The sequence below is a fragment of the Flavobacterium pisciphilum genome, assembly GCF_020905345.1.
GTDB lineage: Bacteria > Bacteroidota > Bacteroidia > Flavobacteriales > Flavobacteriaceae > Flavobacterium > Flavobacterium pisciphilum.
Map to the genome: position 1 here is coordinate 2,023,180 of NZ_JAJJMO010000001.1, position 26,780 is coordinate 2,049,959.

Annotated in this window: 17 protein-coding genes and 1 tRNA gene; 11 read left to right on the plus strand and 7 right to left on the minus strand. The window is 34.4% G+C overall.

The annotated features are described in order from the left end of the window. Nucleotides 1–189: 189 nt before the first annotated feature. Nucleotides 190–402 (plus strand): hypothetical protein, encoded by a 213-nt coding sequence (locus LNQ49_RS08290; protein WP_229988184.1) that lies wholly within the window; start codon nucleotides 190–192, stop codon nucleotides 400–402. Between the two features lie 70 nt (nucleotides 403–472). Here the strand turns inward: LNQ49_RS08290 and LNQ49_RS08295 are convergent, their stop codons facing one another. Next, a complete protein-coding gene (locus tag LNQ49_RS08295) occupies nucleotides 473–925 on the minus strand; it encodes a DUF4442 domain-containing protein (protein ID WP_229988185.1) in 453 nt (150 codons plus the stop codon). Between the two features lie 231 nt (nucleotides 926–1,156). Between LNQ49_RS08295 and LNQ49_RS08300 the strand changes: the two genes are divergently transcribed. From LNQ49_RS08300 to LNQ49_RS08320, 5 genes are all read left to right on the plus strand, one after another. After that, nucleotides 1,157–1,636: a DUF4870 domain-containing protein gene (locus tag LNQ49_RS08300; RefSeq protein ID WP_229988186.1), complete on the plus strand. Its 480-nt coding sequence runs from the start codon at nucleotides 1,157–1,159 to the stop codon at nucleotides 1,634–1,636. 219 nt (nucleotides 1,637–1,855) lie between these two features. After that, a complete protein-coding gene (locus LNQ49_RS08305; RefSeq protein ID WP_039112343.1) occupies nucleotides 1,856–2,188 on the plus strand; it encodes a PadR family transcriptional regulator in 333 nt (110 codons plus the stop codon). Between the two features lie 2 nt (nucleotides 2,189–2,190). Continuing rightward, nucleotides 2,191–3,921, plus strand: coding sequence for a PspC domain-containing protein (locus LNQ49_RS08310; RefSeq protein WP_229988187.1), 1,731 nt, complete (start codon nucleotides 2,191–2,193; stop codon nucleotides 3,919–3,921). 2 nt (nucleotides 3,922–3,923) lie between these two features. Further along, the gene (locus LNQ49_RS08315; protein ID WP_229988188.1) at nucleotides 3,924–4,664 is read left to right on the plus strand and encodes a head GIN domain-containing protein; all 741 of its coding nucleotides are present in this window, start codon (nucleotides 3,924–3,926) and stop codon (nucleotides 4,662–4,664) included. Nucleotides 4,665–4,743: 79 nt separating this feature from the next. After that, the gene (locus LNQ49_RS08320) at nucleotides 4,744–5,577 is read left to right on the plus strand and encodes a GIN domain-containing protein (protein WP_229988189.1); all 834 of its coding nucleotides are present in this window, start codon (nucleotides 4,744–4,746) and stop codon (nucleotides 5,575–5,577) included. A 288-nt stretch (nucleotides 5,578–5,865) separates the two neighbouring features. On the opposite strand, the gene trxB is transcribed toward LNQ49_RS08320, so the two are convergent. After that, a complete protein-coding gene (trxB, locus tag LNQ49_RS08325) occupies nucleotides 5,866–6,813 on the minus strand; it encodes a thioredoxin-disulfide reductase (protein ID WP_229988190.1) in 948 nt (315 codons plus the stop codon). Between the two features lie 150 nt (nucleotides 6,814–6,963). On the opposite strand from trxB, the gene LNQ49_RS08330 reads away from it, so the two are divergent. After that, nucleotides 6,964–7,038: transfer RNA gene (locus LNQ49_RS08330), tRNA-Pro, on the plus strand. 237 nt (nucleotides 7,039–7,275) lie between these two features. Here the strand turns inward: LNQ49_RS08330 and LNQ49_RS08335 are convergent. The 5 genes from LNQ49_RS08335 to LNQ49_RS08355 all read right to left on the minus strand — a co-directional run bounded on the left by LNQ49_RS08335 (nucleotide 7,276) and on the right by LNQ49_RS08355 (nucleotide 19,386). Continuing rightward, complete coding sequence (locus LNQ49_RS08335) at nucleotides 7,276–9,210, minus strand: OmpA family protein (protein WP_229988191.1); 1,935 nt, start codon at nucleotides 9,208–9,210, stop codon at nucleotides 7,276–7,278. An 11-nt stretch (nucleotides 9,211–9,221) separates the two neighbouring features. Then, on the minus strand, nucleotides 9,222–10,139 hold the full coding sequence (locus tag LNQ49_RS08340; RefSeq protein WP_229988192.1) for a PorP/SprF family type IX secretion system membrane protein: 918 nt from the start codon (nucleotides 10,137–10,139) through the stop codon (nucleotides 9,222–9,224). A gap of 33 nt (nucleotides 10,140–10,172) precedes the next feature. Then, nucleotides 10,173–17,663 (minus strand): T9SS type B sorting domain-containing protein, encoded by a 7,491-nt coding sequence (locus tag LNQ49_RS08345; protein ID WP_229988193.1) that lies wholly within the window; start codon nucleotides 17,661–17,663, stop codon nucleotides 10,173–10,175. Nucleotides 17,664–17,678: 15 nt separating this feature from the next. Continuing rightward, the gene (locus tag LNQ49_RS08350) at nucleotides 17,679–18,359 is read right to left on the minus strand and encodes a hypothetical protein (protein ID WP_229988194.1); all 681 of its coding nucleotides are present in this window, start codon (nucleotides 18,357–18,359) and stop codon (nucleotides 17,679–17,681) included. 799 nt (nucleotides 18,360–19,158) lie between these two features. Then, nucleotides 19,159–19,386 carry a hypothetical protein gene (locus LNQ49_RS08355; RefSeq protein WP_229988195.1) on the minus strand — a complete coding sequence of 76 codons (228 nt, stop codon included), beginning with the start codon at nucleotides 19,384–19,386 and terminating at the stop codon, nucleotides 19,159–19,161. An 898-nt stretch (nucleotides 19,387–20,284) separates the two neighbouring features. On the opposite strand from LNQ49_RS08355, the gene LNQ49_RS08360 reads away from it, so the two are divergent. The 4 genes from LNQ49_RS08360 (at nucleotide 20,285) to LNQ49_RS08375 (ending at nucleotide 26,777) form a co-directional block, all read left to right on the plus strand. After that, entirely contained in the window at nucleotides 20,285–21,679 is a 1,395-nt protein-coding gene (locus LNQ49_RS08360; protein ID WP_229988196.1) for a helix-turn-helix domain-containing protein, read from the plus strand. 296 nt (nucleotides 21,680–21,975) lie between these two features. After that, a complete protein-coding gene (locus LNQ49_RS08365) occupies nucleotides 21,976–24,489 on the plus strand; it encodes a DUF2339 domain-containing protein (RefSeq protein WP_229988197.1) in 2,514 nt (837 codons plus the stop codon). Continuing rightward, nucleotides 24,452–25,705 (plus strand): DUF3999 family protein, encoded by a 1,254-nt coding sequence (locus LNQ49_RS08370; protein ID WP_229988198.1) that lies wholly within the window; start codon nucleotides 24,452–24,454, stop codon nucleotides 25,703–25,705. Before LNQ49_RS08365 ends, LNQ49_RS08370 begins: the two co-directional genes overlap by 38 nt. Before the next feature lie 304 nt (nucleotides 25,706–26,009). After that, nucleotides 26,010–26,777: a ParA family protein gene (locus LNQ49_RS08375; protein ID WP_035627818.1), complete on the plus strand. Its 768-nt coding sequence runs from the start codon at nucleotides 26,010–26,012 to the stop codon at nucleotides 26,775–26,777. Nucleotides 26,778–26,780: the final 3 nt, after the last annotated feature.

Consider the following 26,780-nt stretch of genomic DNA (forward strand, 5'->3'; position numbering starts at 1 on the left):
ATCCTAATCTTTACATTATAGAGTCTCAACATCTTCATCTAAGAGAACCAACTGTTTACTACTTAGTTGAATTTTTACAAAAAGATTAACATTACACTTATTCTTACAAGCATTAATTCCTATTATATTTGACTCATCATTTTAGAAATATCTAAAAATGAAATCATCACCATTCAAAAAAAAAATAAAATGACAAAGGTAATTACTGTTCTAACTATTGCTTTATTTACTATGGGTGTAAATGCTCAAGAAGCTAATCCAACTGCAAAAAAAGAAGCTACTTCTAAAACAATGAGCAAAGCTGATATTGAAAAATGTAAAGCTAAATGCAAAGCAGATGGAAAAAAATGTGACAAAGACATGGCTAAAAAAGATGCCAAAAAATGTTGTTCTAAAAAGTAATCCTTTTTAAAATCCATAAAAAAAGCTTCAGGAAACTGAAGCTTTTTTTTATACTATATAATTTGTTGTTTTATTTTACGCGAATACTCCACTCAAAATCCATCTCGGATACTTGAACTCCCTCTTCGTTGGTACCTATAGATTTCATCCAGAAGGTTTGCCCCTCACCTGTTTCAATTGTTTTTTGAATGGCTTCGGCTATTAAATGACCGTCGTTGCATACAAATGTAATACGTCCAGTTGCTTTCTTGGTAAAGTTTCCTTTATTATTGGCTACAAGCATTGAAATCTTACGTCCGCTTTTTTGAATTGCAGCTATTACCAATGCTCCTGTTGTAAGCTCGGCTGCCATAGCTTGTACTGCAAAATACATAGAATTGAAAGGATTCTGATTTATCCAACGGTGCTTTACTGTTACAACGCATTTATTCTCGTTGATTTCTTTTACACGTACCCCACAAATAAAGGCCGATGGTAATTTGAATAATACAAATTTGTTGAGTTTAGAAACTGAAATTGCCATTAGATTTATTTTTTTATGTAAAAATACAAAAAAACTATGCACGCACAATAAATTGTTTTTACTTTCACAAAACACCAATGAAAACGGCTACTCCCACTGATTTTCAATGCTTATTTGAATGAATTTAAATTTTAAACTTGTTAAAATTTTGTTAATAATTAGTACTATGCAAAACAAGATACTGTCTTTTAGCCATATATTTGTATAAGAAATTACTATATACTTTTAATCATGGAAACAACAACACCACTAATCATGGAAACACCTTCAGAAAGAAACACAGCTACGTTCACACATTTGAGTACATTGACTCAATATTTTATTCCGTTTGGGAATTACATCTTCCCGATTTTAATTTGGTCGAGTAAGAAAGACAAATCCGAATTTATAAATCATCACGGTAAACAAGCTTTAAATTTTCAATTGAGCTTATTGTTATACACTTTGATTCTTGCCTTAATTGCTATTCCGATTTTTGTTTTTGTAATCTTCAAAAACATTCCGATGGATGTAATTATAAATGACAATGATTTCACAATGAATAATTTTAACCTTAGTGACAATATTGGAATATTAAGCATTGGAGTCTTAGCTATACTAATTTTTGGAATGCTAAAAGTAGTTGAGTTCTTCTTGGTTATTTACGCTTCTATAAAAGCTTCAAACGGGGAATTATACAAATATCCGCTTACAATACCTTTTATTAAGTAATGCCTTTCTTCAAGTCTATTTTAGGACAAGAAGAGAAAAAGTTAAAAGTTATATACAATAATATGAGCCTAGCCCTGATAGAAGTGGCATCCTTTATCTGACTTCTTTAGTCAGGTAAAGATAAAACGGAGAGCAGGTATTAGCTTCAAAAAAAATCATCAATCATCAATCATCAATCAAAAAACGAATTGCTCAATCTAAACAAAACAAAATGAAATTATGAACATTGAAAACACAAAAGCACAGATGCGCAAAGGTGTTCTTGAGTTTTGTATCTTATCTGTACTGAAAGAAAAAGATGCTTATACATCGGAAATATTAGACACTTTGAAAAACGCAAAATTACTGGTAGTAGAAGGAACTATTTATCCATTATTAACCAGATTGAAAAATGACGGTTTACTTAATTATCGCTGGGAAGAATCAACTTCAGGACCACCACGAAAATATTATGGATTAACCGAAATAGGTCAAACATTTTTAAACGAACTAAATGGCACCTGGAATGAACTTTCGGATGCTGTCACACTAATCACCAATCAAAAACAATAGTCATGAACAAAACTGTAAATATTAACTTAGGAGGCATGTTCTTTCATATAGATGAAGATGCATACTTGAAACTGACGCGCTATTTTGACGCAATAAAACGTTCTTTGGGTAACTCTTCTGGTAAAGATGAAATCATTAAAGACATTGAAATGCGTGTTTCGGAATTATTAACCGAAAAACAAAAAAGTGAAAAACACGTTGTGGGAATAAAAGATGTGGATGAGGTTATTGCAGTAATGGGGCAACCTGAAGACTACATTCTAGAAGAAGAAGCTAATTCATCTAATCAATCATTTAGCGACTCTGGAACTAGAAGAACCAAAAAATTATACCGTGATAAAGAAAAAGGTATGATTGGTGGTGTAGCAACTGGTTTGGGACATTATTTTGGAATTGACCCAGTTTGGTTAAAAATCATGTTCTTGATATTTGTTTTTGCTGGATTTGGAACTGGAATCATCGCTTATCTTGTTTTATGGATTGTAACTCCCGAAGCTGTAACAACTTCGGAAAAACTAGAAATGACTGGTGAGCCTGTTACGATTTCTAATATCGAAAAAAAGGTACGTGAAGAGATTGAATCTTTTTCAGAAAAATTTAAAAATGCCGATTATGACAAAATGGGAAACCAAGTAAAGTCGGGTGCTGAAAGAATAGGAAGCGGATTTAGTGACTTTATCATGACTATTTTTAAAATCTTTGCTAAGTTTTTAGGAATTATTTTAATCATCTCTGGAATAACTGTATTGATATTTTTGCTAATCGGAGTTTTTACTCTAGGCACGAATCTTTTTGTTGAATTTCCTTGGCAAAACTTTGTAGATGCCGGAAACTTTACTGACTACCCTATCTGGATGTTTGGCTTATTGATGTTCTTTGCTGTTGGAATTCCGTTTTTCTTTATGACCCTTTTAGGTTTTAAATTATTGGCTCCAAACATGAAATCTATAGGTAATATTGCAAAATACACTCTGCTTGCTATTTGGATTATTGCAATGGCATTAGCAATAAGTGTTGGAATTAAACAAGCTACTGAGGTTTCGTATGAAAACAAAACAGTACAAAAACAACCTATAGACATTAAAACGACTGATACGCTTTTTGTAAAGTTTAAATACAATGATTATTACTCTAAAGATCTTAATCACCGTAATGAATTTGAATTTGTACAAGACTCTGCAAACAACCAATTGATATATTCTACCAATATAAGTTTACATGTATTACATACTGATTCAAAAACAGCATACATTCAAATTGAAAAAAATGCTAGAGGAAAATCTTTTATGGATGCGAAACAAAGAGCTGAGAAAATAAACTATAAATACGAAATAAAAGGAAATCAATTAATACTTGACAATTATCTTTTAACTGATGTTAAAAACAAATACAGAGATCAAGAAGTAAAAGTATATTTATACTTACCTGAAGGTCAAATATTAAAACCAGATGCTTCAGTAGAAGATTATGATGATTCTGATGATAATTTCTTTAATTTGCATTTTAGTTCTGATGATTACGTCTATAAAGTAGGAAGTTCTAAAGTTAAATGTTTGAACTGCCCAATATCTGAAAATGATTTTGATGATGTTGAATCAGATCAAGATACCAATATAGACGATACTATAAATGAAGTTTCGGTTAAAATAAATGGAAAAGAAGTTCTGAACGGGAAAAAAACCTCAGGGCACTTGACTACAGATAAAAACGGAGTTATAATTAAAATTAACTAGTCATGATCAAGATTATTATTTGTGTTACCAAGTTTATAGTTGTTGCTTTAACAGCTTTATTATTTGCTTCTTGCAACTTTTCGAATAATTTCAAATCGATAGAAGGAAGCGGAAACGTGATTACTGAAAAAAGAAATGTTCAGGGAAGTTTTGAAAATGTAACCGTTAGCAATGCTATCGATCTAGTAATCGAACAATCAGACAAAGCAGAAATTACTGTAGAAGCTGACGATAATTTGATAAACAAAATAACTACTAAGATTGAAGGAAATACTTTGGTTATTAAATGTGACTACACCTCTTTTAGAAATATAAAATCTAAAAAGGTTATTGTAAAAATGCCAGTAATTAATAACATAAAAGCTTCAAGTGCATCAACTGTAAGAAGTGCAAGTGTTTTAAGAGGTGAAGACATTAGCTTAGATGCATCAAGCGCAGCTGAGATGAATGTAAATATAGAATCAGATGCTGTAACTTGCGAAACAAGTAGCGCTAGTAATATAATTATTGAAGGAAAAGCACTAAAATTAAATGCATCTGCTTCTAGCGGAAGTGATATCGATGCCAAAAGAATGTTGGCAAATGAGATTGACGCACAAGTTTCAAGCGGAGCTTCAATACATGTACATCCTATCGTAAGTTTAAAAGCAGAAGCTAGTAGCGGAGGAAATATCTATTACAACTCAGTACCAAAATCTATCGATAAAAAATCGAGTTCAGGAGGAAGTATTAATCAGGAGTAATCCTAAATAGTCCTTAAAATTACATTAATCATCCACCGAAAGTGGATGATTTTTTTATATTTGTAAAAAACTAAATTTAATGAAAAAATACACGCTAGTGCTTCTACTTTTAGTTGCCTCAATGACAACTTTCGCACAAAAAAAGGAAAAGATAAAAGGATCCAAAACGGTAACCATCGCATCCAAAGAAATAGGTGAATTCAGTAGTCTTGAAGTTAATGACAATCTTGAAGTTTACTTGGAACGTGGAGAGAAAAATGAAATAAAAATCGAAGCCGACGATAATCTTCATGAGATTATTGGAATGGATTTAAACGGGAACGCACTTCGTATTTATACATCCAAAGACGCAAGCATCTTTAAAAAACTAATTGTAAGAGTAACTTACACTAAGGATTTAACTAAAGTTATTGCAAAAAATACTACTGTAGTAAACGCTATTCAAGAACTGCAACTTGATGATATCACTTTTAATTCTGTAGATTATTCAAAATTATTTTTGAATGTAAACGCTAAGAAATTTGCTTTGATAGCTGATGATAAATCAAAAACTGAATTGAATTTAAAATCCGAAAATGGAAGTGTACAATTAAGCAAAAATGCAGGTCTAAAAGCATTGGTTGTTGCAACAGATTTTAAATGTGATTTGTATCAAAAATCAAATGCAGCTATTGAAGGTTCTGCTACAAATGGAACTTTTAGACTAGATAACAACTCTACTTTTACAGGAAACAAATTCACAGTAAAGAATGCTAATCTTACTGCCGAAAGCTATTCTACTTGTAGCTTACTTGCTGAAACTACAATTACTATTGCTGCTGGTGACAAAGCCGAAGTACAACTTTTAGGTACACCAAAAATTGATCTTACCCGTTTTACTGGAGAAGCAAAATTGATTAAAAGATCGAAATAAAAAAATTACCGCAGGGTTCGCAAAGGTTTTACTGAAAACTGTTACTAAAAACTGAGTACTAACCGCAAGGTTCGCAAAGGTTTTACTGGAAACTGTTACTGAAAACTGAGTATTAACCGCAAGGTACGCAAAAGTTTTTTTACTGGAAACTGTTACTGAAAACTGGGTATTAACCGCAAGGTTCGCAAAGGTTTTACTGAAAAATATTTAAAACAAAAAAGTCCCTTTCAAACGAAAGGGACTTTTTATTTATATCAAAAGTAACAAGGAGAACTTGAAACTTTATGTTTAGTCTTTTGAAGCCAAATATCTTTCAGCATCCAAAGCAGCCATACATCCTGTACCTGCAGCAGTAATTGCTTGACGGTATACATGATCTGCAGCATCTCCTGCTACAAAAACACCAGCTACATTAGTATTTGATGTTCCTGGAGTATTGATTATATATCCTGTTTCATCAAGTGTTAAATAGTCTTTAAAGATATCTGTATTTGGTTTGTGACCAATTGCAACGAAGAATCCTGTTGCTGGAATATCAAAAATTTCACCTGTAGTTTTGTTTTTAGCTTTTACAGCAGTAACTACTTGTTCGTCTCCAATTACTTCTACAGTATCGTGGTTCATTAAGATCTCGATATTTTCGGTTTTACGAACACGATCTTCCATAATTTTTGAAGCTCTAAATTTCTCACTTCTTACTAACATCGTTACTTTTTTACAAAGTTTAGATAAGTAATGTGCTTCTTCACAAGCTGAATCCCCTGCTCCAACGATTACAACTTCTTGGTTTCTATAAAAGAATCCGTCGCAAACAGCACAAGCAGAAACTCCACCTCCCATTTTTAAATAATGTTGCTCTGAAGGCAATCCAAGATATTTAGCAGATGCTCCAGTAGAAATAATTACTGTTTCGCAATGTAATTCGATAGTATCATTAATCCATACTTTATGTATATCTCCAGAAAAATCAACTTTGGTAGCCCATCCATCACGGATATCAGCTCCAAAACGTTCTGCTTGCTTTTGTAATTGTATCATCATTTCTGGACCTGTAACTCCATCAACGTATCCTGGGAAGTTTTCAACTTCGTTTGTAGTTGTTAATTGTCCTCCAGGTTGCATTCCTTGATATAAAACTGGATTCATATTAGCTCTGGCGGCATATATAGCTGCAGTATAACCTGCAGGTCCAGAACCTATAATTAGGCATTTAATTTTTTCGATTGTGTCTGACATAATTTTATTTTTTCTGAAATACAAATGTATACTTTATTCTAAAAATTAGCGACTTAAATAAATCCTAAATAACTATACCAAAATAAATTTTATTTATTTTACAAAAACGCTTGGATAAGGAAATAATTTGTCTATCTTTGCACCCGCTTTCGGGGTGTAGCGTAGCCCGGTTATCGCGCCTGCTTTGGGAGCAGGAGGCCGCAGGTTCGAATCCTGCCACCCCGACAAAAGTCTTTTTATAGACAGAATGTCAAATCCCCTTAAATCATAAGATTTAAGGGGATTTTTTTATTTAACCCAAATTGTAACAAATAAAATGGAACCCATTCGACTACCCATTTTGTTTTCATAAAAATTAAGGACACCATCTACTTTAAAAAAAGAATCCTTTAATGTATTAAACAAAAGTTCAGAAAAACAGTTGTTAATGCCTTTCTGAACTTATTCTAAAATAAACTGAGCTTACATATTCAAAATAATAAACTCACTGCGTCTGTTTAACTGATGCTCTTCTTCTGAACAATCCACTCCATCTGCACAACCATTTACCAATTGTGTTTCACCATATCCTTTTCCTGAAAGTCTTTCTTTTGCAATTCCATTTTTGACAAGCCAAGCAATTGTTGATTTTGCTCTTGCATTTGACAATCTATCATTATATGCATTGGTTTGACGACTATCTGTATGTGATCTTACATCTACTCTCATCGTTGGATACTCTTTCATGATTTCAACAATTTTTGCCAAATCAGCCTGTGCATCTTTACGAATATTGAACTTATCAAGATCAAAATAAATCATCTTAATATTGAGTGTTTTTGCCAAATCTGTTCCGACCTTAATTTCTTTAATTTTCTTAGTGATAGCCAAAGGAACATCCTTCTTAGCACCTGATTCAGGAATTACAACACTTTGCTCATTTGTATCATAATCCGTTTTCTCTGCTCTAACATAATATTTCTGACCACAATTAGCCATAAATTTATAAGCAGCCTTATCATCAGCAGTCATTTTAGAAATCAAATTAAACTTTTCATCAAATAGAGAAACTAAAGATCCCGGCAAAATATTTCCTGTTTCCTTGTCAGTTACAATACCTGTAAGTTCACTTGTACAATCCAAAGCCAAAGGTTTATCCTCAATGAAACTATAAATATCATCTCTTCCTTTACCACCTGTTCTATTAGAAGAGAAATACCCTTTTCTTGTTGCATTATCAATTATAAAAGCAAAGTCATCCATCGGTCCATTAAGAGGTGCTCCTAAATTTACAATTTTGCCAATCGTGCCATCAGGTTTAATTTTAGTTACAAAAACATCTAACCCTCCTAATCCCTGATGTCCATCAGAAGCAAAATACAATTCGTTGTCTTTAGTAATAAAAGGAAATGTTTCTCTAGCTTCTGTATTAATACCCCCTGAAAGATTCTCTGGTTCACTATATTGATTATCTCCTAAGATACTTACTCTAAAAATATCCGATTGCCCTTTTGTACCAGGCATGTTCGAAGCAAAATATAAAGTCTTTTCATCAGGACTTAAAGCTGGATGGGCAACACTATAAGAATCATTATTAAATGGTAATTCCACAACATCTTCCCATTTTCCATCTTGTAAAATTGCCTTATAAAGTTTCAGATTAATTACTTGTTTTTCATCCTTTCCAACTTTCCCATCAGTAAAGTTATTTCTTGTAAAATATACCGTTTTCAAATCTTTAGTAAATACTGGAGTATCTTCATGGAATTTTGAATTAATCACTTTTGAAAAACGTTTCGGATTAGCTAAATCATTATCATCTGTTCTGTTTGAAATGTAAAAATTAGTAAAAGATTGATTCGTCCATTTGGTCTGTATCTTTGCAAACCCAGTGGAATCACGCGAAGTAGAAAACACTACTTTGTCCCCAAAAAAAGCAGTCCCATAATCCGATTGCGAGGTGTTTATCCCTGTTGTTTTAATCTGATATCTACCAGAATTTGCATCTATAACTTTCTTATAGTCTCTCTGCTGATTATACAAATTCCCACGAATATCACTAACAGAAAGTTTATGAAACGCATCCAAAATCTGATCTGATTTCTTATAATCCTCTATAGCTTTTAATGTTTGTGAATAACGATAATAATATTCGTTCTCAACTGGTTCATTAAAATTAAATAGTTCCGTATACCATTTATTAGCTTCCTTTAAATTGGCATTAAAATAGTACGAATCTCCCAGTTTCTGAAATAATTCTTTTGACTTATATCCTTTATTAGCCACTTTAAGATAAGTTTGAGTTGCATCAACATAGGCTAAATCATTATATTGGGTTTCCCCTTTTGCCATTTTTGCTTCTTGTGCCTGCATATGCAATCCAAAGGACAAAGCACATATCAAATAAATTTTTTTCATACTGATTATTTTTAGAAGAATCTAGGAGAGACTACTTTATCATATTTTTTAAACAATTCATAACGAAGGAAAACTTCATGCGACCCAGAGTTAAAATTCCCTAAACGCGTTGTTTCTTTATCATAAGCATAACCGATCATCAATGAATTAGATATTTGAAAACCTGCCATTGCACTAACAGCAGCGCTCCATCTGTATGCTGCACCAAGGGTCAGCTTGTCGAAGAATAAAAAATTAGCCGAAAGATCTACCTGCAGAGGAGCCCCTTTGACTACCTTACTTAAAATAGACGGTTTGAATTTAGTATCTCCTCCCAAATCAAAAACATGTCCTGCCATCACATAGTAGTGCATGCGTTCACTGGCAACATATTGAATGTCATTATCATAATAGTTATTCTCCAAAAAGTACGGTACTGAAACCCCTACATAGGTTTTATCCGAATACAAAAAAACACCTGCTCCTATATTACCTGAAAACCTGTTGTCAATATCTTTACGATTGAGATTATCATTAGGGTTGAATAATTTTACCTTGTTAAAATCAACATTAAACATATCAGCAGTTCCCTTAACCCCGAAAGCCAATTTAAAGCTTTCAGAGGTTGGAACATAGTAACTTAAGTCAAGTGAGATAATATTATTGTCTGAAGGTCCCAATCTGTCATTGACAAAACTCACTCCTAAGCCTAGTTTTTTTGAAGCACTTAGCGGTGTATGAATTGCTGCTGTATTGGTAACAGGAGCTCCATCTAATCCTACCCATTGTGTCCTATGCATTATCAAGGCGCTCAAACAACCTCTTGAACCAGCATAGGCAGGATTAATGTTTGCCGTATTATACATATATTGAGTGTACTGCGCGTCTTGTTGGGCGTTGACAACAAATCCATTGAGTACTAATCCTAATATAATTAATTTTAATTTCATAATCATTTTTTTAAAATTGTATAGACCTAACATCTATCTGTTCAGATATAAGTATCCAGCTTTTTCTTTTGTATTCCCATCCGTTTTCACATATCTGACGATATAATAGTAAGTCCCTTCAGGTAGATTATCGTTTGCATTTACTGTTGTTCTTCCACTGGATTTTCCATTAAAAGCAACAGTTTCATTGTCATATCCTTTGGCCTGATACACCAGAACTCCCCATCTGTTATAAATTTCAACAGTATTATTAGGAAACTTAGTTATTCCATCTATATAGAATACATCATTATCACCATCACCGTTTGGCGTGACATGAGTATAGATATCAATATCTTCAATGGTATTAACAATAACTGTTACCACAGCAGTTGAACAATTCACAGGATTTAATTTCTCACAAATAGTATATGTTATCTGATAAGTTCCCGCTGGTGTTCCTGGTGCCAAATCAACTTTGCCATCTGCATTTAATACAATATGTCCTGTTGCGTCTGGAGTATCAACTGTAAGTGTAACTTCACTTAATCCTGTTGGACTTCCATTTAATGTATCATTTTCAAAGATGTTGATGATTCCAGTTGTCCCAGTAGATCCTGATATTATAGTAGCTGAATCATCGTTTGCATCTACATGTGCTCCCACAACATGAACAACACTTGTTATCGTAGCACAATTTCCTGGATTACTTACTTCACAAATTGTATATTGAACATCATAAAAACCTGCTGGTGTATTCAATCCTACAGTTACTGTACCGTCAGGATTTAGTGTTAATCCTGCAGGAATACTTACTAGAGTAAGTACTACATGACCTGAATTAACTCCAATTACTACCGTTCTACCATCTAAAGTATCATTATCTATTAATGATCGAGTTGTTCCACCTGCACTACCATTGATAGGCCCCTCTGTTTCTGTTACCGCATTAATAATACTTATGGGTTTAGGAACTATTGTAGATATATTATCACCTAATATTGGATCTGCTTCGGTACCTGTTATAATTGCCGTATTGGAATACGAACCTGTTGCGTTTACGGTAGCAACTATGACTAAAGTCGCACTTCCTCCATTGGCTAAGTTGCCTATTGTCCAGTTTGGTGCTGACCAAGTTCCTGTTGATGGTGTTGCACTAACAAAGGTATACCCCGCTGGAAGTACATCACTAACTGATACTCCTGTTGCATCACTTGGTCCTGCGTTTGAGGCAGTAATAGTGAAAGTTACATTACTACCCACATTTGGAGTAGCATTATTTACGGTTTTCACCACAGCAAGATTGCTTTGTGGTTTTGGTGTAGGAACGGTTGTCGATGTATTGTCTCCTGGTGTTGGATCTGGTTCGGTACCTGTTATGGTTGCCGTATTGGAATACGAACCTGTTGCGTTTACTGTAGCTACAATAGCTAAAGTAGCACTTCCTCCATTGGCTAGATTGCCTATTGTCCAATTTGGTGCTGACCAAGTTCCTGTTGATGGTGTAGCACTAACAAAGGTATACCCTGCTGGAAGTACATCACTAACGGATACTCCTGTTGCATCACTTGGTCCTGCGTTTGATGCAGTGATGGTAAAAGTTACATTACTACCCACATTTGGAGTCGCGTTATTTACAGTTTTTACCACAGCAAGATTGCTTTGTGGTTTTGGTGTAGGAACGGTTGTCGATGTATTGTCTCCTGGTGTTGGATCTGGTTCTGTTCCTGTTATCGTTGCCGTATTGGAATACGAACCTGTTGCGTTTACGGTAGCAACTATAGCTAAAGTCACACTTCCTCCATTGGCTAGATTGCCTATTGTCCAGTTTGGTGCTGACCAAGTTCCTGTTGATGGTGTAGCACTAACAAAGGTATACCCTGCTGGAAGTACATCACTAACTGACACTCCTGTTGCATCACTTGGTCCTGCGTTTGAGGCAGTAATAGTGAAAGTTACATTACTACCCACATTTGGAGTAGCATTATTTACGGTTTTCACCACAGCAAGATTGCTTTGTGGTTTTGGTGTAGGAACGGTTGTCGATGTATTGTCTCCTGGTGTTGGATCTGGTTCGGTACCTGTTATGGTTGCCGTATTGGAATACGAACCTGTTGCGTTTACTGTAGCTACAATAGCTAAAGTAGCACTTCCTCCATTGGCTAGATTGCCTATTGTCCAATTTGGTGCTGACCAAGTTCCTGTTGATGGTGTAGCACTAACAAAGGTATACCCTGCTGGAAGTACATCACTAACGGATACTCCTGTTGCATCACTTGGTCCTGCGTTTGATGCAGTGATGGTAAAAGTTACATTACTACCCACATTTGGAGTCGCGTTATTTACAGTTTTTACCACAGCAAGATTGCTTTGTGGTTTTGGTGTAGGAACGGTTGTCGATGTATTGTCTCCTGGTGTTGGATCTGGTTCGGTACCTGTTATGGTTGCCGTATTGGAATACGAACCTGTTGCGTTTACTGTAGCTACAATAGCTAAAGTAGCACTTCCTCCATTGGCTAGGTTGCCTATTGTCCAATTTGGTGCTGACCAAGTTCCTGTTGATGGTGTAGCACTAACAAAGGTATACCCTGCTGGAAGTACATCACTAACGGATACTCCTGTTGCATCACTTGGTCCTGCGTTTGATGCAGTGATGGTAAAAGTTACATTACTACCCACATTTGGAGTCGCGTTGTTTACAGTTTTCACCACGGCAAGATTGCTTTGTGGTTTTGGCGTAGGAACGGTTGTCGATGTATTGTCTCCTGGTGTTGGATCTGGTTCGGTTCCTGTTATCGTTGCTGTATTGGAATACGAACCTGTTGCATTTACGGTAGCAACTATCGCTAAAGTAGCACTTCCTCCATTGGCTAGGTTGCCTATTGTCCAATTTGGTGCTGACCAAGTTCCTGTTGATGGTGTTGCACTAACAAAGGTATACCCTGCTGGAAGTACATCACTAACGGATACTCCTGTTGCATCACTTGGTCCTGCGTTTGATGCAGTGATGGTAAAAGTTACATTACTACCCACATTTGGAGTCGCGTTGTTTACAGTTTTCACCACGGCAAGATTGCTTTGTGGTTTTGGCGTAGGAACGGTTGTCGATGTATTGTCTCCTGGTGTTGGATCTGGTTCGGTTCCTGTTATCGTTGCTGTATTGGAATACGAACCTGTTGCATTTACGGTAGCAACTATCGCTAAAGTAGCACTTCCTCCATTGGCTAGGTTGCCTATTGTCCAATTTGGTGCTGACCAAGTTCCTGTTGATGGTGTAGCACTAACAAAGGTATACCCTGCTGGAAGTACATCACTAACGGATACTCCTGTTGCATCACTTGGTCCTGCGTTTGATGCAGTGATGGTAAAAGTTACATTACTACCCACATTTGGAGTCGCGTTATTTACAGTTTTTACCACAGCAAGATTGCTTTGTGGTTTTGGTGTAGGAACGGTTGTCGATGTATTGTCTCCTGGTGTTGGATCTGGTTCTGTTCCTGTTATCGTTGCCGTATTGGAATACGAACCTGTTGCGTTTACGGTAGCAACTATAGCTAAAGTCACACTTCCTCCATTGGCTAGATTGCCTATTGTCCAGTTTGGTGCTGACCAAGTTCCTGTTGATGGTGTAGCACTAACAAAGGTATACCCTGCTGGAAGTACATCACTAACTGACACTCCTGTTGCATCACTTGGTCCTGCGTTTGAGGCAGTAATAGTGAAAGTTACATTACTACCCACATTTGGAGTAGCATTATTTACGGTTTTCACCACAGCAAGATTGCTTTGTGGTTTTGGTGTAGGAACGGTTGTCGATGTATTGTCTCCTGGTGTTGGATCTGGTTCGGTACCTGTTATGGTTGCCGTATTGGAATACGAACCTGTTGCGTTTACTGTAGCTACAATAGCTAAAGTAGCACTTCCTCCATTGGCTAGATTGCCTATTGTCCAGTTTGGTGCTGACCAAGTTCCTGTTGATGGTGTTGCACTAACAAAGGTATACCCTGCTGGAAGTACATCACTAACTGATACTCCTGTTGCATCACTTGGTCCTGCGTTTGATGCAGTGATGGTAAAAGTTACATTACTACCCACGTTTGGAGTAGCGTTGTTTACAGTTTTCACCACGGCAAGATTGCTTTGTGGTTTTGGCGTAGGAACGGTTGTTGATGTATTATCTCCTGGTGTTGGATCTGGTTCTGTTCCTGTTATCGTTGCCGTATTGGAATACGAACCTGTTGCGTTTACTGTAGCTACAATAGCTAAAGTCACACTTCCTCCATTGGTTAGATTGCCTATTGTCCAATTTGGTGCCGACCAAGTTCCTGTTGATGGTGTTGCACTAACAAAGGTATACCCTGCTGGAAGTACATCACTAACTGACACTCCTGTTGCATCACTTGGTCCTGCATTTGATGCCGTAATAGTAAAAGTTACATTACTACCTACGTTTGGAGTAGCGTTGTTTACAGTTTTCACCACGGCAAGATTGCTCTGTGGTTTTGGCGTAGGAACGGTTGTCGATGTATTGTCTCCTGGCGTTGGATCTGGTTCGGTACCAGTTATTGTTGCTGTATTGGAATACGAACCTGTTGCGTTTACTGTAGCTACAATAGCTAAAGTAGCACTTCCTCCATTGGCTAGATTGCCTATTGTCCAGTTTGGTGCTGACCAAGTTCCTGTTGATGGTGTAGCACTAACAAAGGTATACCCTGCTGGAAGTACATCACTAACGGATACTCCTGTTGCATCACTTGGTCCTGCGTTTGATGCAGTGATGGTAAAAGTTACATTACTACCCACATTTGGAGTCGCGTTATTTACAGTTTTTACCACAGCAAGATTGCTTTGTGGTTTTGGTGTAGGAACGGTTGTCGATGTATTGTCTCCTGGTGTTGGATCTGGTTCGGTACCTGTTATGGTTGCCGTATTGGAATACGAACCTGTTGCGTTTACTGTAGCTACAATAGCTAAAGTAGCACTTCCTCCATTGGCTAGGTTGCCTATTGTCCAATTTGGTGCTGACCAAGTTCCTGTTGATGGTGTAGCACTAACAAAGGTATACCCTGCTGGAAGTACATCACTAACGGATACTCCTGTTGCATCACTTGGTCCTGCGTTTGATGCAGTGATGGTAAAAGTTACATTACTACCCACATTTGGAGTCGCGTTGTTTACAGTTTTCACCACGGCAAGATTGCTTTGTGGTTTTGGCGTAGGAACGGTTGTCGATGTATTGTCTCCTGGTGTTGGATCTGGTTCGGTTCCTGTTATCGTTGCTGTATTGGAATACGAACCTGTTGCATTTACGGTAGCAACTATCGCTAAAGTAGCACTTCCTCCATTGGCTAGATTGCCTATTGTCCAATTTGGTGCTGACCAAGTTCCTGTTGATGGTGTTGCACTAACAAAGGTATACCCTGCTGGAAGTACATCACTAACGGATACTCCTGTTGCATCACTTGGTCCTGCGTTTGATGCAGTGATGGTAAAAGTTACATTACTACCCACATTTGGAGTCGCGTTGTTTACAGTTTTCACCACGGCAAGATTGCTTTGTGGTTTTGGCGTAGGAACGGTTGTCGATGTATTGTCTCCTGGTGTTGGATCTGGTTCGGTTCCTGTTATCGTTGCTGTATTGGAATACGAACCTGTTGCATTTACGGTAGCAACTATCGCTAAAGTAGCACTTCCTCCATTGGCTAGGTTGCCTATTGTCCAATTTGGTGCTGACCAAGTTCCTGTTGATGGTGTTGCACTAACAAAGGTATACCCTGCTGGAAGTACATCACTAACTGATACTCCTGTTGCATCACTTGGTCCTGCGTTTGATGCAGTGATGGTAAAAGTTACATTACTACCCACATTTGGAGTAGCATTGCTTGACACTTTTATGATTTTTAAATCAGCGTTACAACTTTCTGTTTGAAAATCTTTAGTGGTAACTGATGTACCACCACAATCTGTAGCTACCGAATACTGAACTTTAACGACACCTACTCCTGTAAAATTTAAAGTATTTGCCACCAAATTACCTGGTCCACTTAAAACTGTCAATGTACCTCCAGCCGGAGATGGTTCCAATAGTACTGAAGATCCAGTACAATAATTAGAATTAGGTCCCCCTCCTGTTGTGACGGGTTGTATAACTGGTAAAGATTCTACTCCACAAATTTGCACGGCAGCTGTAGCAAAATTATAACTAGCTTCTGTAGTACTAGCATTAGTACCATCTCCCATACTTCCTCTAATTCTGTGTCCTGCATAACCAAACTTAAGATCACATTTTCTCACAATCATAGAGGTATGTCCACCGGTTTCAACAGCTAAAATATTGTCCGTAATAGAAATTCCATTAGGCATAACAGGATTAGCAGGATCTGCTACTGTCCCTAATAAAGAATTATTATTATCACCAAAAGCATAAAGATTTTTCGCACTATTGATAATATTTACACTAGCATATTGTCTATCATGTTCTTGTGAACTAAACCATTTGACATTATTCATAACTGGACCTGCAGCCGACGTATAACGTGGTTGTACCCAGCTTAATCTGTCAGTTGTTGTCCAATCTCCTAATTGTCTTGATGAATTCTTTCCTAATGCATATAAATTTTCATCAGTTGACAAAATATAGTATGATCTACTAGTAACACTTCCAGTAGATCCAATCATTTTTGGTATTACTCCTGAAGGCAAAGTCATTTGGGTTGCTCTGTTTTGAATTGGAATGATTGCTGAATTATTTCCTAACAATACATTTTCCCCCCAAACATATACTGTACCATCAGATTTTAATGCCATTAAGCCATTAACGTTTCCTCTACAGGCAACCACATTATCTAAAAATGGATTTCCCGCTGTAGCAGTAGTGACTTTATACCAAGTTAAGGCATCCCCGACACCTCCATTACCTCTTGTATTAGCATTTTGAGAAATCACCCAAACATCCCCACTACAAGTTGTAATAGCAAGTGTTTGATAAGTAGCGAATATCATTTTAACATCACCTGGATTCACTCCTGTCGGCAATCCGTTTGCATTTCCTTGAATTGCTATTTTCTGAAATGTTGTACTCGAAGTAATAGATGCATCCAAAACAATTCCTTCTTTGGACCATGCATATAATCCATCGGTTGCCAAAATAATTCCCTGAACATTATTTGCAGAATTACTTCCCAAACCTGCCTTTAGAGGAATCGCTGTTCCCAATGCAGGAAAATTTGTAACGTTAATTGTCAATGGTGCCAATACATTAGCAACTCCATCATTTGCTACATTCTCACCCCAAGTCTGTAAAGACCCATCTGAAGTTCTTACAATCGTGGTATGAAAAGAAGAGATAAAATTATCATATTCTATTGTCGTTGCATTATTATCCGAATCAACTCCGAAGTTTGACAAATCTGTATTTGGACATCCTACTGGCGGTGAAGAACACTGTGAATTTGCCGTATGGATAAACAGGAACAACATGAAAAATAAACATATTAAATATTTGAAATTCCGCATTGGTTTAGTTGCTGAGTAGTCTTTTATCATAACTAACACTATTAATTAATTTATTAATTGACGAAGATTATAGGTTTGAACCTGACTATTGAAGTCATAGAAATCGAACATTAGGTATGTTTCCTTAGATATACCTCCCGATACTTTGTACTTGAACAATTGGACTCCATTTTTAATCTCAATTGTTTCATTTAGTGCTTTGGCTGTTAGCGAAGTCCCTATTCCTGTTATTGATAAAGCTGGTGCTGTTAAATTTGCAATCGAATTATCTTTTGTTGAAATTTTTACTGGGATACTGATTATAAAATCTTCATAATTCCGTCCTCTTTCTAGCTTTTCTGCAAATTTTATTTTCGAAAAATCGAATGATAATTTCACAGGGCTCACCTTTACAATCATTTTATCCTTAAACAGAGGATGGTTGCATTCTTCATTATTGTTTTTGATTTCAATGAATTTTATTTCATATTCACCAGGCTCTTGAAATACATAATCATTAATCTGACTTCCCGTTAAAGTCACAGCAATTCTCTCTTTCGAATTTATGATTGTCCATCTAACCGAAGAATCGAGATTTCCAAAATCGATCTTCTCTCCAAATGAAATTATCTTATAGAATTGCCTATTCGCTCCCCCATTAAAATAATTATCATTACTCCTCTCATTTTGTGCTCCAACCTGAAAACTTATTATAAGAAAGTTGAAAAACAAAAAATACTTCATCATAGTTTGCATAGTTTAAACTTTACATTTTGAATTAATAATTTTTATCATTTTACTGCATTTTTATTCAACATTATAGTTGTTCGTAATATGCGTACAAAGCTTATGATTTGTAGAACAAGAAAACATTGGAACTCTTTATCAATTACGTAAAAAAGAAATTATTTACTCCAATGAGCAAAATTCAAACAACTAACAACCAGTGTTTTAACAAAATTTACTAAGATTTTTTTTCCCAACATATTAAGGCTTTAGACCACTTTTAAGACAATAAAAGGGCTTTTTTTGCTATAGTTAGCACATGGATTTATTGAAAAATGGCGATGGGATTTCAAAAATCATCATTAATAGAAATTTGTAATTCCTTGTTATATGCTTAGGATGGAAACTTTAATTTTAAACTATCAATGCTTAAAATTTAAAAGAGAGTTAGAGAAAATTGATACGAATTCAAGCTAAAAGAATTATCAGAAGCTTAGTACTGTTACAATCATTAATTCAAAAAAAATCTGGCTGCATTAAATGAACCAGATACTTTCACTTCAAAAAAATTTCAATTCTTCTTAAGACATAATTTTAGTATTTCTATCTCAAAGAAAATAGCAATAAAAAGATCTTCTAATGACATTACAAATAATACGCTGCTTGAAAGACCAACAAAACTACATTTCGGTACCCTAAGGCTGGTATTTCCGTTTTAAATATTCTTTGACACAATAGTAATTCCCAACTATCTACATCATTAAACCATTCTCTTCTTCTATTGAATTGAAACTTTTATAGAAAAAATCTTTTTTGAAGGTTATCGAGTATTAGAAATTTTAGACCCAATAATTTTAGATTTGGCAATTTTAGATAATGCTATTAATTTTTCCCAATTGGCTAAACTAAGAGAGATCTCACATCCATTATGACAAATGTTCATCCAAATTCCACAATGGTCGTCTACACTAATAAAAATTTCTTGTTCCCCTAAATCATCTTGATCACAAAACAATTTTACTTTTTGAGCTACTGTTATTCCTTTCATATGAAAAGTTTTTTATTAAACTTCATTACAACTTTCTATTAGTTGAGTAATTTCTTTTGATGATCTAGAATCACTCCCCATTAGACTATTTCTACTTTTCATTACCACTCCATTTTGAGCTTTACAATTTTTAGAATTCTATTTTAACGAAGAAAATAAATCGCATTCCATTTTACAAAACTTACTGTTTTTTTATTGCGTAATTTGAAAAAAAGCAAACTCTTAATAGTTAATTTACATCATGTAAAATGCTGTTTTGTCCTAGAAAACAAAGAAATTTTATAAAAATATATTCCCATAAACATCAAACCGCACTAACCACCTTTTGTTTTAACACGAATTTTACATTAAAAAGTAAAATTTTCTTAAAATTTCACCTTAATATTGTTTGTTTTGCGCAATACGTAAAAAAATAAAGCATTTTAAACGTTTTCATTAGGTAGCTTTGTGAAGTATTTTCCGTAAAAGAGCTAAGTAAAATAACGCCCCTATTTATTAAACTTTTCTTCCACAAAATACGCTGAAAGAAAGCATTCAAAAATCAAACTTCTAAGATGAAAATATTCATAACGTCTATTTGTATCAACTTAAAAGAATCATTAAATTGTCCCTTTCTTAAATAAAAACAACATTCACAAAACACCCCACCATTTGACACATATATAATATCTAAAACTCGTTTAATCTATCCCTCCCCCGTATGCGCCTAAAATTACTATTCTACTGTATAATTGTTAATTTATTACATTTTCAATGCTACGCACTGGACTCCGAATACGATAAAATTTATTCAGAAACTGCCCAAGTATTAGTGAGTACAAATCCCAAAAAAGCACTCACCAACACGAATTTATTATACAGAATTTCCAAAAATAATTCCCAACGCATCAATGCCTGCATGCTCAGAGCTACGGTTCTGCGACAATATGACATTAACAATGAAGCCATACGCTCACTAATGAAAGCTGATAGCTTAGCAACAATTGACAAAAATTATGCAATGTTATCACGTATCAATGGATTCTTATCTACACTCCATCGCGAGATTGGTGTTCCAAGTTTGGGCAAAACATTTTTAGAAAAAGCACTTAATTCAAGTAAAAAAATAAAAGACAAGGATGAAATGTATCGGTTTCAGGGAAACCTATATCAAGAACTATCCTATTATGAAATAGATGATCATAATTATAACAAAGCCAATACATATCTTAAAAAGGGAAACAAACTATTTGAAAAAATAAGTCTCAACATAGATAAACCTTTTCATTTGGCTGTAAACAACGAAGTCATAGCCAAAAACTATCTTGCAATGCATCAAATAGATTCAGCACTAATTATCTATGAAAAAGCTCAAAAACTACTTAGTGAATCTCAATCGCCAGAGAGCCCTTTAAAAGGATTCATCTATAATGGCTTGGGAAATGTTTATACTGCATATAAAGAATACCCAAAGGCTAAGGAAAACTATATCAAAGCTGAGGAAATAGCAGAAACCTCTAAGTTTTACACTTTACGACATGAGGTCTACAATTCTCTTTTAGAATACTATAAACAAACAAAAAACAACCAAAAATATGTCTTTTACAGTGAAAAGTACAATGAATTAAAGGATAATGAAGAAGGCAACCGCAAGCTCATTGCAGATAATCTAATTTCTACACTACACGCCAAAGAAAAGACCAACGTCTCAAAACATCAAAAAATCAATTTCATTATTCTTACTATTTGCATTTTAGCAATTCTAGTTACATTAGGAATTTATTCTTATAAAAGAAAACAGGACTATAGAAAATTCAAGGATTATATCACAAAGAAAGATATACCACTCCAGACCACATCAGTAGTCACTCAAATTGACTGTGAACCTAAAAAAGATACAGCCAAAGAATACATGTCTCAAGAAACGGAAGAAAGTATTTTAAAAAAGATACAAGAATTAGAACAGCAAGAATATTATTTAGGAAAAGAGACCTCATTGAATGTAATGGCAGCTGAACTAGGTATCAATCACCGCTATTTATCCTATGTAATCAACAAACACAAAGAAAAAGATTTTGCTGGTTATATCAATGAACTAAGGATTAATTATATTGTAGACCGCCTACAAGCTGATCCTAATTTTCTTAAATACAAAATCAGCTACCTAGGTGAAAAATGTGGTTTTTCATCTCATAGCCGTTTTACCATTACTTTCAAAAAAATTACAGGTTTGTCACCCCTAGCTTTCATTACATATCTTAAAGAAGAAACTAAAACAGATTCTAATAAAATAAGTTATCAAAATCAATTATAACAAATAACATAGTATTAGTTATAATTCACAAAATATATTACCCTTGTCAAGATTTTACAAAAATTGCTCCGTAACAATCAAAGGGTCAAATAGATTATAAAAAACTTGTCTGCTTTTGCTTTTAAAGCCTAAATAGCGATTAACCCCATCATATCGACAAAAGTCTTTTCAAATTCATGAAAAGACTTTTTTTATGTTCCAGCATTCTCTTTTATACAGATAAAAACTACCAAAACACTTTAACACTATCAAAATGTTATTATATTTACCGCGCACAACATTTTATTTATTTGTTTATGGAATATTTTCACTTAATACTAATATTAGGCTACTTAGCCTACACACACAAAGATCTCACTAAAAGATTTAATCAAATCGAAGATAATATTTCGTCTCTTAGTAAAAAACTAGACCTTCTAAAAACGATAGATAAACAAACAGAAACAATCCCTGTTGCTCCTATTCCTATTATAAAGGAAGAAGAGAAACCTACTATAATTGCTGAGGAGATAAAACCTCCTTCTCTTGAAACCATAAAAGAAGAAATTATTGAAGAACCAGTTCTTGAAAAACAACTGGCCGATATCACTCTCTCTCATCCTGCCGAAGATTCACCTAAACCAGCTGAACCTAAAATAGAACCTAAACCTTACGTTCCGCTTCCTCCAAGAAAATCTTTCTGGGAGAAATTTAAAGAACAAAATCCTGATTTAGAAAAATTTATTGGTGAAAACTTAATCAACAAAATTGGAATCCTAATTCTTGTTCTAGGAATTAGTTATTTTGTTAAATATGCCATTGACAAAGATTGGATAAACGAACCTGCACGAGTAGGAATAGGCGTTTTATGTGGTGTATTGGTAATGGGAGTTGCTCATAAATTACGCAAGAACTATGCTGCTTTTAGCTCCGTTATTGTAGCTGGTGCAATTGCTATATTCTATTTTACAATTGGCATTGCTTTTCATAGTTACCATTTATTCAGCCAAAGCGTAGCATTTAGTATAATGGTAGCAATTACAGCCTTTAGTGCTCTTATATCATTATCTTATAACCGAATTGAACTCGCAGTTCTTTCTTTAATAGGTGGATTTGCTGTACCATTTATGGTTAGCACTGGAGAAGGAAATTATATTGTCTTGTTTACTTATATTATTATCTTAAATATTGGAATTCTTGCTTTAGCTTATCATAAAAAATGGAATCTAGTAAACATACTTGCTTATGTATTTACTGTGATACTCTATGCAGGCTGGCTTGTTAAGGACTTAACCAGTGAGAATCCCCATTACTTAGGAGCATTTTTATTTGGCTTTGCTTTCTATTTCATTTTTATTTTAATGAATATTATCAATAACATAAGAACAAAAGGCGAATTCTCTCCAGCTCAACTAACCATTTTAGCGAGTAATACATTCTTATTCTATGCAGCAGGAATGGCAATTTTGAATGATTTCCACCCTGAATTAAAAGGTTTATTTACAACCACAATTGCATTGCTAAACTTGATCTATGCTTGGCTTTTATACAAAAAATTTGGCTTAGACAAAAAAGCAGTTTACCTACTAATTGGTCTAACCCTTACGTTTACAACACTAGCAATACCAATTCAGTTTAAAGGAAACTATATTACTTTATTTTGGGCTGCCGAAGCTGTCTTGTTATTATGGCTGTCGCAAAAATCAAAAGTTATAAGCTACCGATTTGGCTCTGTAATTGTTCACACTTTAATGGTAGTAAGTTTGGTAATGGATTGGGGCAAATATTATGAAAGCAACATCGCTTTAAATATCATCATCAATCCTATATTTCTCACAGGGTTATTTGCGATGGCATCTTTATTTGCAATCTACTATTTATTAAAATCAGAAACTGAAAACACTGAGATGCTAAGCTTTGTTTTCAATCCAGAAAAATACAGAAAATTCGCTTTAGGCGTAGGTCTTGTAATTGCCTATTTTGTTGGAATGCTTGAAGTAATACACCAATCTAATTACAATTTCGAAAGTTTAAATACAGCTGCTACATTTACAGTAGTATATCATCTATTGTTCTTTGCAATAGTAGCTGGTTATTTAGCAAAAAAGAAAACTTATTCTAACTATCAAGGTGCAACATTAATTGCTGTTATCAATATTATTCTATTTACATTTTGGTTCTCTAACTATGCCTTTAACGAACATGAAGAAATCATAAGTACTGGAACTGGGACCCCTTTTGCTTTTTACCTGCATTATGTTTCTTTGCTATTAATTATTTATTTTGGATATCTTTTGTACCAAATAAACACTGCAAAACACACTTCAAAATTATTCAGCAATAAAATATACACTTGGGTAGCTGCCTTTATTTTAATTTATATTGCAAGTACTGAACTAATGCTTCATGGATTGTTATTCATGGACGCACCAATAACAACAAATCAAATTCAGGCAAGTAATTTGTATGCGACATACAAAACAGATCTAGGATATATTAGACAAACTCTTGCCGAAGACACAATAGATTTAAGTAGAACTAAAATAATTAAAACTGGCTTTCCAATTCTTTGGGGAATTCTAGCGTTTGTTTTTCTTATTGTAGGAATAAAAAAACAAGCCAAGACAATTCGAATAATCGCTTTGACACTGCTTGGACTAACAATTGTAAAACTGTTTGTATACGACATTAGCAACATTTCTGAAACTGGAAAAATCATATCGTTTATATTATTAGGTATATTGATTCTGGTTATTTCTTTTGTTTATCAAAAGATAAAAGTGCTTGTTATAGATGAAAACAAACCCAATGAAACTGATGAAACCAACTAAATTTTTATTTCTATTATTCTTAGTAAACTTTTCGTTTGCACAGTACAATACTACTGCAAAAGTAAAAGCAGTAACAACAACTGGCTTAACCAAAATCGTTTTGCCTTCCGCTATACGTTCAGCATCCAAAGAAGATTTAAGCGATTTCAGAATATTTGATTCTAAAGGAATAGAAGTTCCTTATTTCATTGTTCAAAATAAAAAAGAAACGCTTTCTAATTCATTTGAAGAATATGAACTTGTATCTAAAACTGTTGTCCCAAATAAAAACACTTCTATTGTCATTGCCAACCCTTCAACAGAAAGCATCAATCAGATTTCATTATTTATTACCAACTCTGATGTGACAAAAACATACAGCGTTTCAGGAAGTGATAACCAAAAAGAATGGTTCGGATTAACCAGTTCTCAAAAACTATATGATTTAAATAGTACAGATAAGACATCTGTAATCAAAACCATATCATTTCCGCTTTCAGCCTATCGTTTTTTAAAAATAGATTTTGATGATAAAAAAACATTGCCAATAAACATTCTGAAAGTTGGGAATTTCAGTCAACAAATTAAAAGCAATTCTCTACAGGAGATCATTCCACAAAGTAGTTCAATAACTCAACTTGCTTCTGAAAAGAAAACAAGAATTCACGTTGTTTTTGATGCACCGCAAATAATAAACCAAATTGCTTTTGACATTTCAAAGCCTACGTTTTACAAACGAGAAGCAACGATTTATAAAATTGCAACTCGAAAAAACAAACGTAAAACAGAAACTTACAACGATAACATTACTTATTTTGAATTAAATTCAGACACAAACAACATCTTTAGTGTTCCACAAATATTCGAGAAGGAATTGTATATCTCTATCGACAATCAGGACAACCCATCATTGAAAATTGCAGAAATAAGATTCTATCAAATACCTGTTTCTATTATTACAAGCTTAAATGCAAATGAAGCATACACCATCAAAACTGGAAATGCAAAATTGAGCGAACCACAATATGATCTTTCCAATTTTCAAAACAACATTTCAACCAATTTGCCTGAAACTTCAGTTTCTGAAATAACTCATACAGCAGCAACCAATGCAACAATTCAAAGTAAATCACTCTGGCAACAATCTTGGTTTATGTGGATGTGCATTATTATTGGCGGAATTGCTATTTTATATTTTACTACAAGTTTGGTAAAAGACATGAAAAAGAACAACTAACCAACCACAATCTTTGTTTAAATCGTAATACAAAGTTTGTATCATAAAGACTAATTCCCAAATAATTAGACAACAATCAATTGATATTCAACTCCCTCTAAAAAGTTATTATTTCAAACAAAGTACAAATAGAAAAAAGGAAATCTTAAAGAAATAAATTGAAATCGTCTTTTAAGAATAATGTCTATTTTAAAAATAGTACGCTGTCAAACGACGATTAATCAAGGTTTAACAAATGTTAACAAAATAGATTTTCAAAAACCATAAATAATCGTATTTTTACGGTTCAAAATTCAGAAAATAAATGGGCAAAATCATTGCGATTGCTAATCAAAAAGGAGGCGTTGGAAAGACTACAACATCTGTAAATCTTGCAGCCTCATTAGGTGTTTTAGAAAAAAAAGTATTACTAATTGATGCTGACCCTCAAGCAAATGCTACATCAGGACTTGGTATTGACGTAGAAGTTGTTGAGATTGGAACCTATCAAATACTGGAACACAGTCATACGCCAAAAGAAGCTATTATTCAATGTACAGCTCCAAACGTTGATGTGATTCCGGCTCACATTGACCTTGTTGCTATCGAAATCGAATTGGTCGATAAGGAAAACAGAGAATACATGCTAAAAAAAGCATTAGAAAGTGTTAAAGATGAGTACGATTATATTATTATTGATTGTGCACCTTCATTAGGGCTTTTAACATTAAATGCTTTAACTGCGGCTGACTCAGTAGTTATTCCAATTCAATGCGAATATTTTGCACTTGAAGGTTTAGGAAAATTACTAAACACGATTAAAAGCATCCAAAAGATTCACAACCCAGATTTAGATATTGAAGGATTATTACTAACCATGTATGATTCAAGATTACGTTTATCAAATCAAGTAGTTGAAGAGGTTCAAAAACACTTTAACGATATGGTTTTTGACACCGTTATTCAACGAAATGTAAAATTAAGTGAAGCGCCTAGTTTTGGTGAAAGCATTATAAACTACGACGCTACGAGTAAAGGAGCTGTTAATTACATCAACTTGGCTCAAGAAATTATAAAGAAAAACAGTAAATAGTTT

Excerpts from the sequence above, each read along its gene's own strand:
- LNQ49_RS08345 (WP_229988193.1), bottom strand. The coding sequence starts at position 17,663 with ATGATAAAAGACTACTCAGCAACTAAACCAATGCGGAATTTCAAATAT.
- LNQ49_RS08335 (WP_229988191.1), bottom strand. The coding sequence starts at position 9,210 with ATGAAAAAAATTTATTTGATATGTGCTTTGTCCTTTGGATTGCATATG.
- LNQ49_RS08300 (WP_229988186.1), top strand. The coding sequence starts at position 1,157 with ATGGAAACAACAACACCACTAATCATGGAAACACCTTCAGAAAGAAAC.
- LNQ49_RS08320 (WP_229988189.1), top strand. The coding sequence starts at position 4,744 with ATGAAAAAATACACGCTAGTGCTTCTACTTTTAGTTGCCTCAATGACA.
- LNQ49_RS08360 (WP_229988196.1), top strand. The coding sequence starts at position 20,285 with ATGCTCAGAGCTACGGTTCTGCGACAATATGACATTAACAATGAAGCC.
- LNQ49_RS08305 (WP_039112343.1), top strand. The coding sequence starts at position 1,856 with ATGAACATTGAAAACACAAAAGCACAGATGCGCAAAGGTGTTCTTGAG.
- LNQ49_RS08290 (WP_229988184.1), top strand. The coding sequence starts at position 190 with ATGACAAAGGTAATTACTGTTCTAACTATTGCTTTATTTACTATGGGT.
- LNQ49_RS08340 (WP_229988192.1), bottom strand. The coding sequence starts at position 10,139 with ATGAAATTAAAATTAATTATATTAGGATTAGTACTCAATGGATTTGTT.
- LNQ49_RS08365 (WP_229988197.1), top strand. The coding sequence starts at position 21,976 with ATGGAATATTTTCACTTAATACTAATATTAGGCTACTTAGCCTACACA.
- LNQ49_RS08295 (WP_229988185.1), bottom strand. The coding sequence starts at position 925 with ATGGCAATTTCAGTTTCTAAACTCAACAAATTTGTATTATTCAAATTA.
- trxB (WP_229988190.1), bottom strand. The coding sequence starts at position 6,813 with ATGTCAGACACAATCGAAAAAATTAAATGCCTAATTATAGGTTCTGGA.
- LNQ49_RS08375 (WP_035627818.1), top strand. The coding sequence starts at position 26,010 with ATGGGCAAAATCATTGCGATTGCTAATCAAAAAGGAGGCGTTGGAAAG.
- LNQ49_RS08315 (WP_229988188.1), top strand. The coding sequence starts at position 3,924 with ATGATCAAGATTATTATTTGTGTTACCAAGTTTATAGTTGTTGCTTTA.
- LNQ49_RS08310 (WP_229988187.1), top strand. The coding sequence starts at position 2,191 with ATGAACAAAACTGTAAATATTAACTTAGGAGGCATGTTCTTTCATATA.
- LNQ49_RS08350 (WP_229988194.1), bottom strand. The coding sequence starts at position 18,359 with ATGATGAAGTATTTTTTGTTTTTCAACTTTCTTATAATAAGTTTTCAG.
- LNQ49_RS08355 (WP_229988195.1), bottom strand. The coding sequence starts at position 19,386 with ATGAAAGGAATAACAGTAGCTCAAAAAGTAAAATTGTTTTGTGATCAA.
- LNQ49_RS08370 (WP_229988198.1), top strand. The coding sequence starts at position 24,452 with ATGAAAACAAACCCAATGAAACTGATGAAACCAACTAAATTTTTATTT.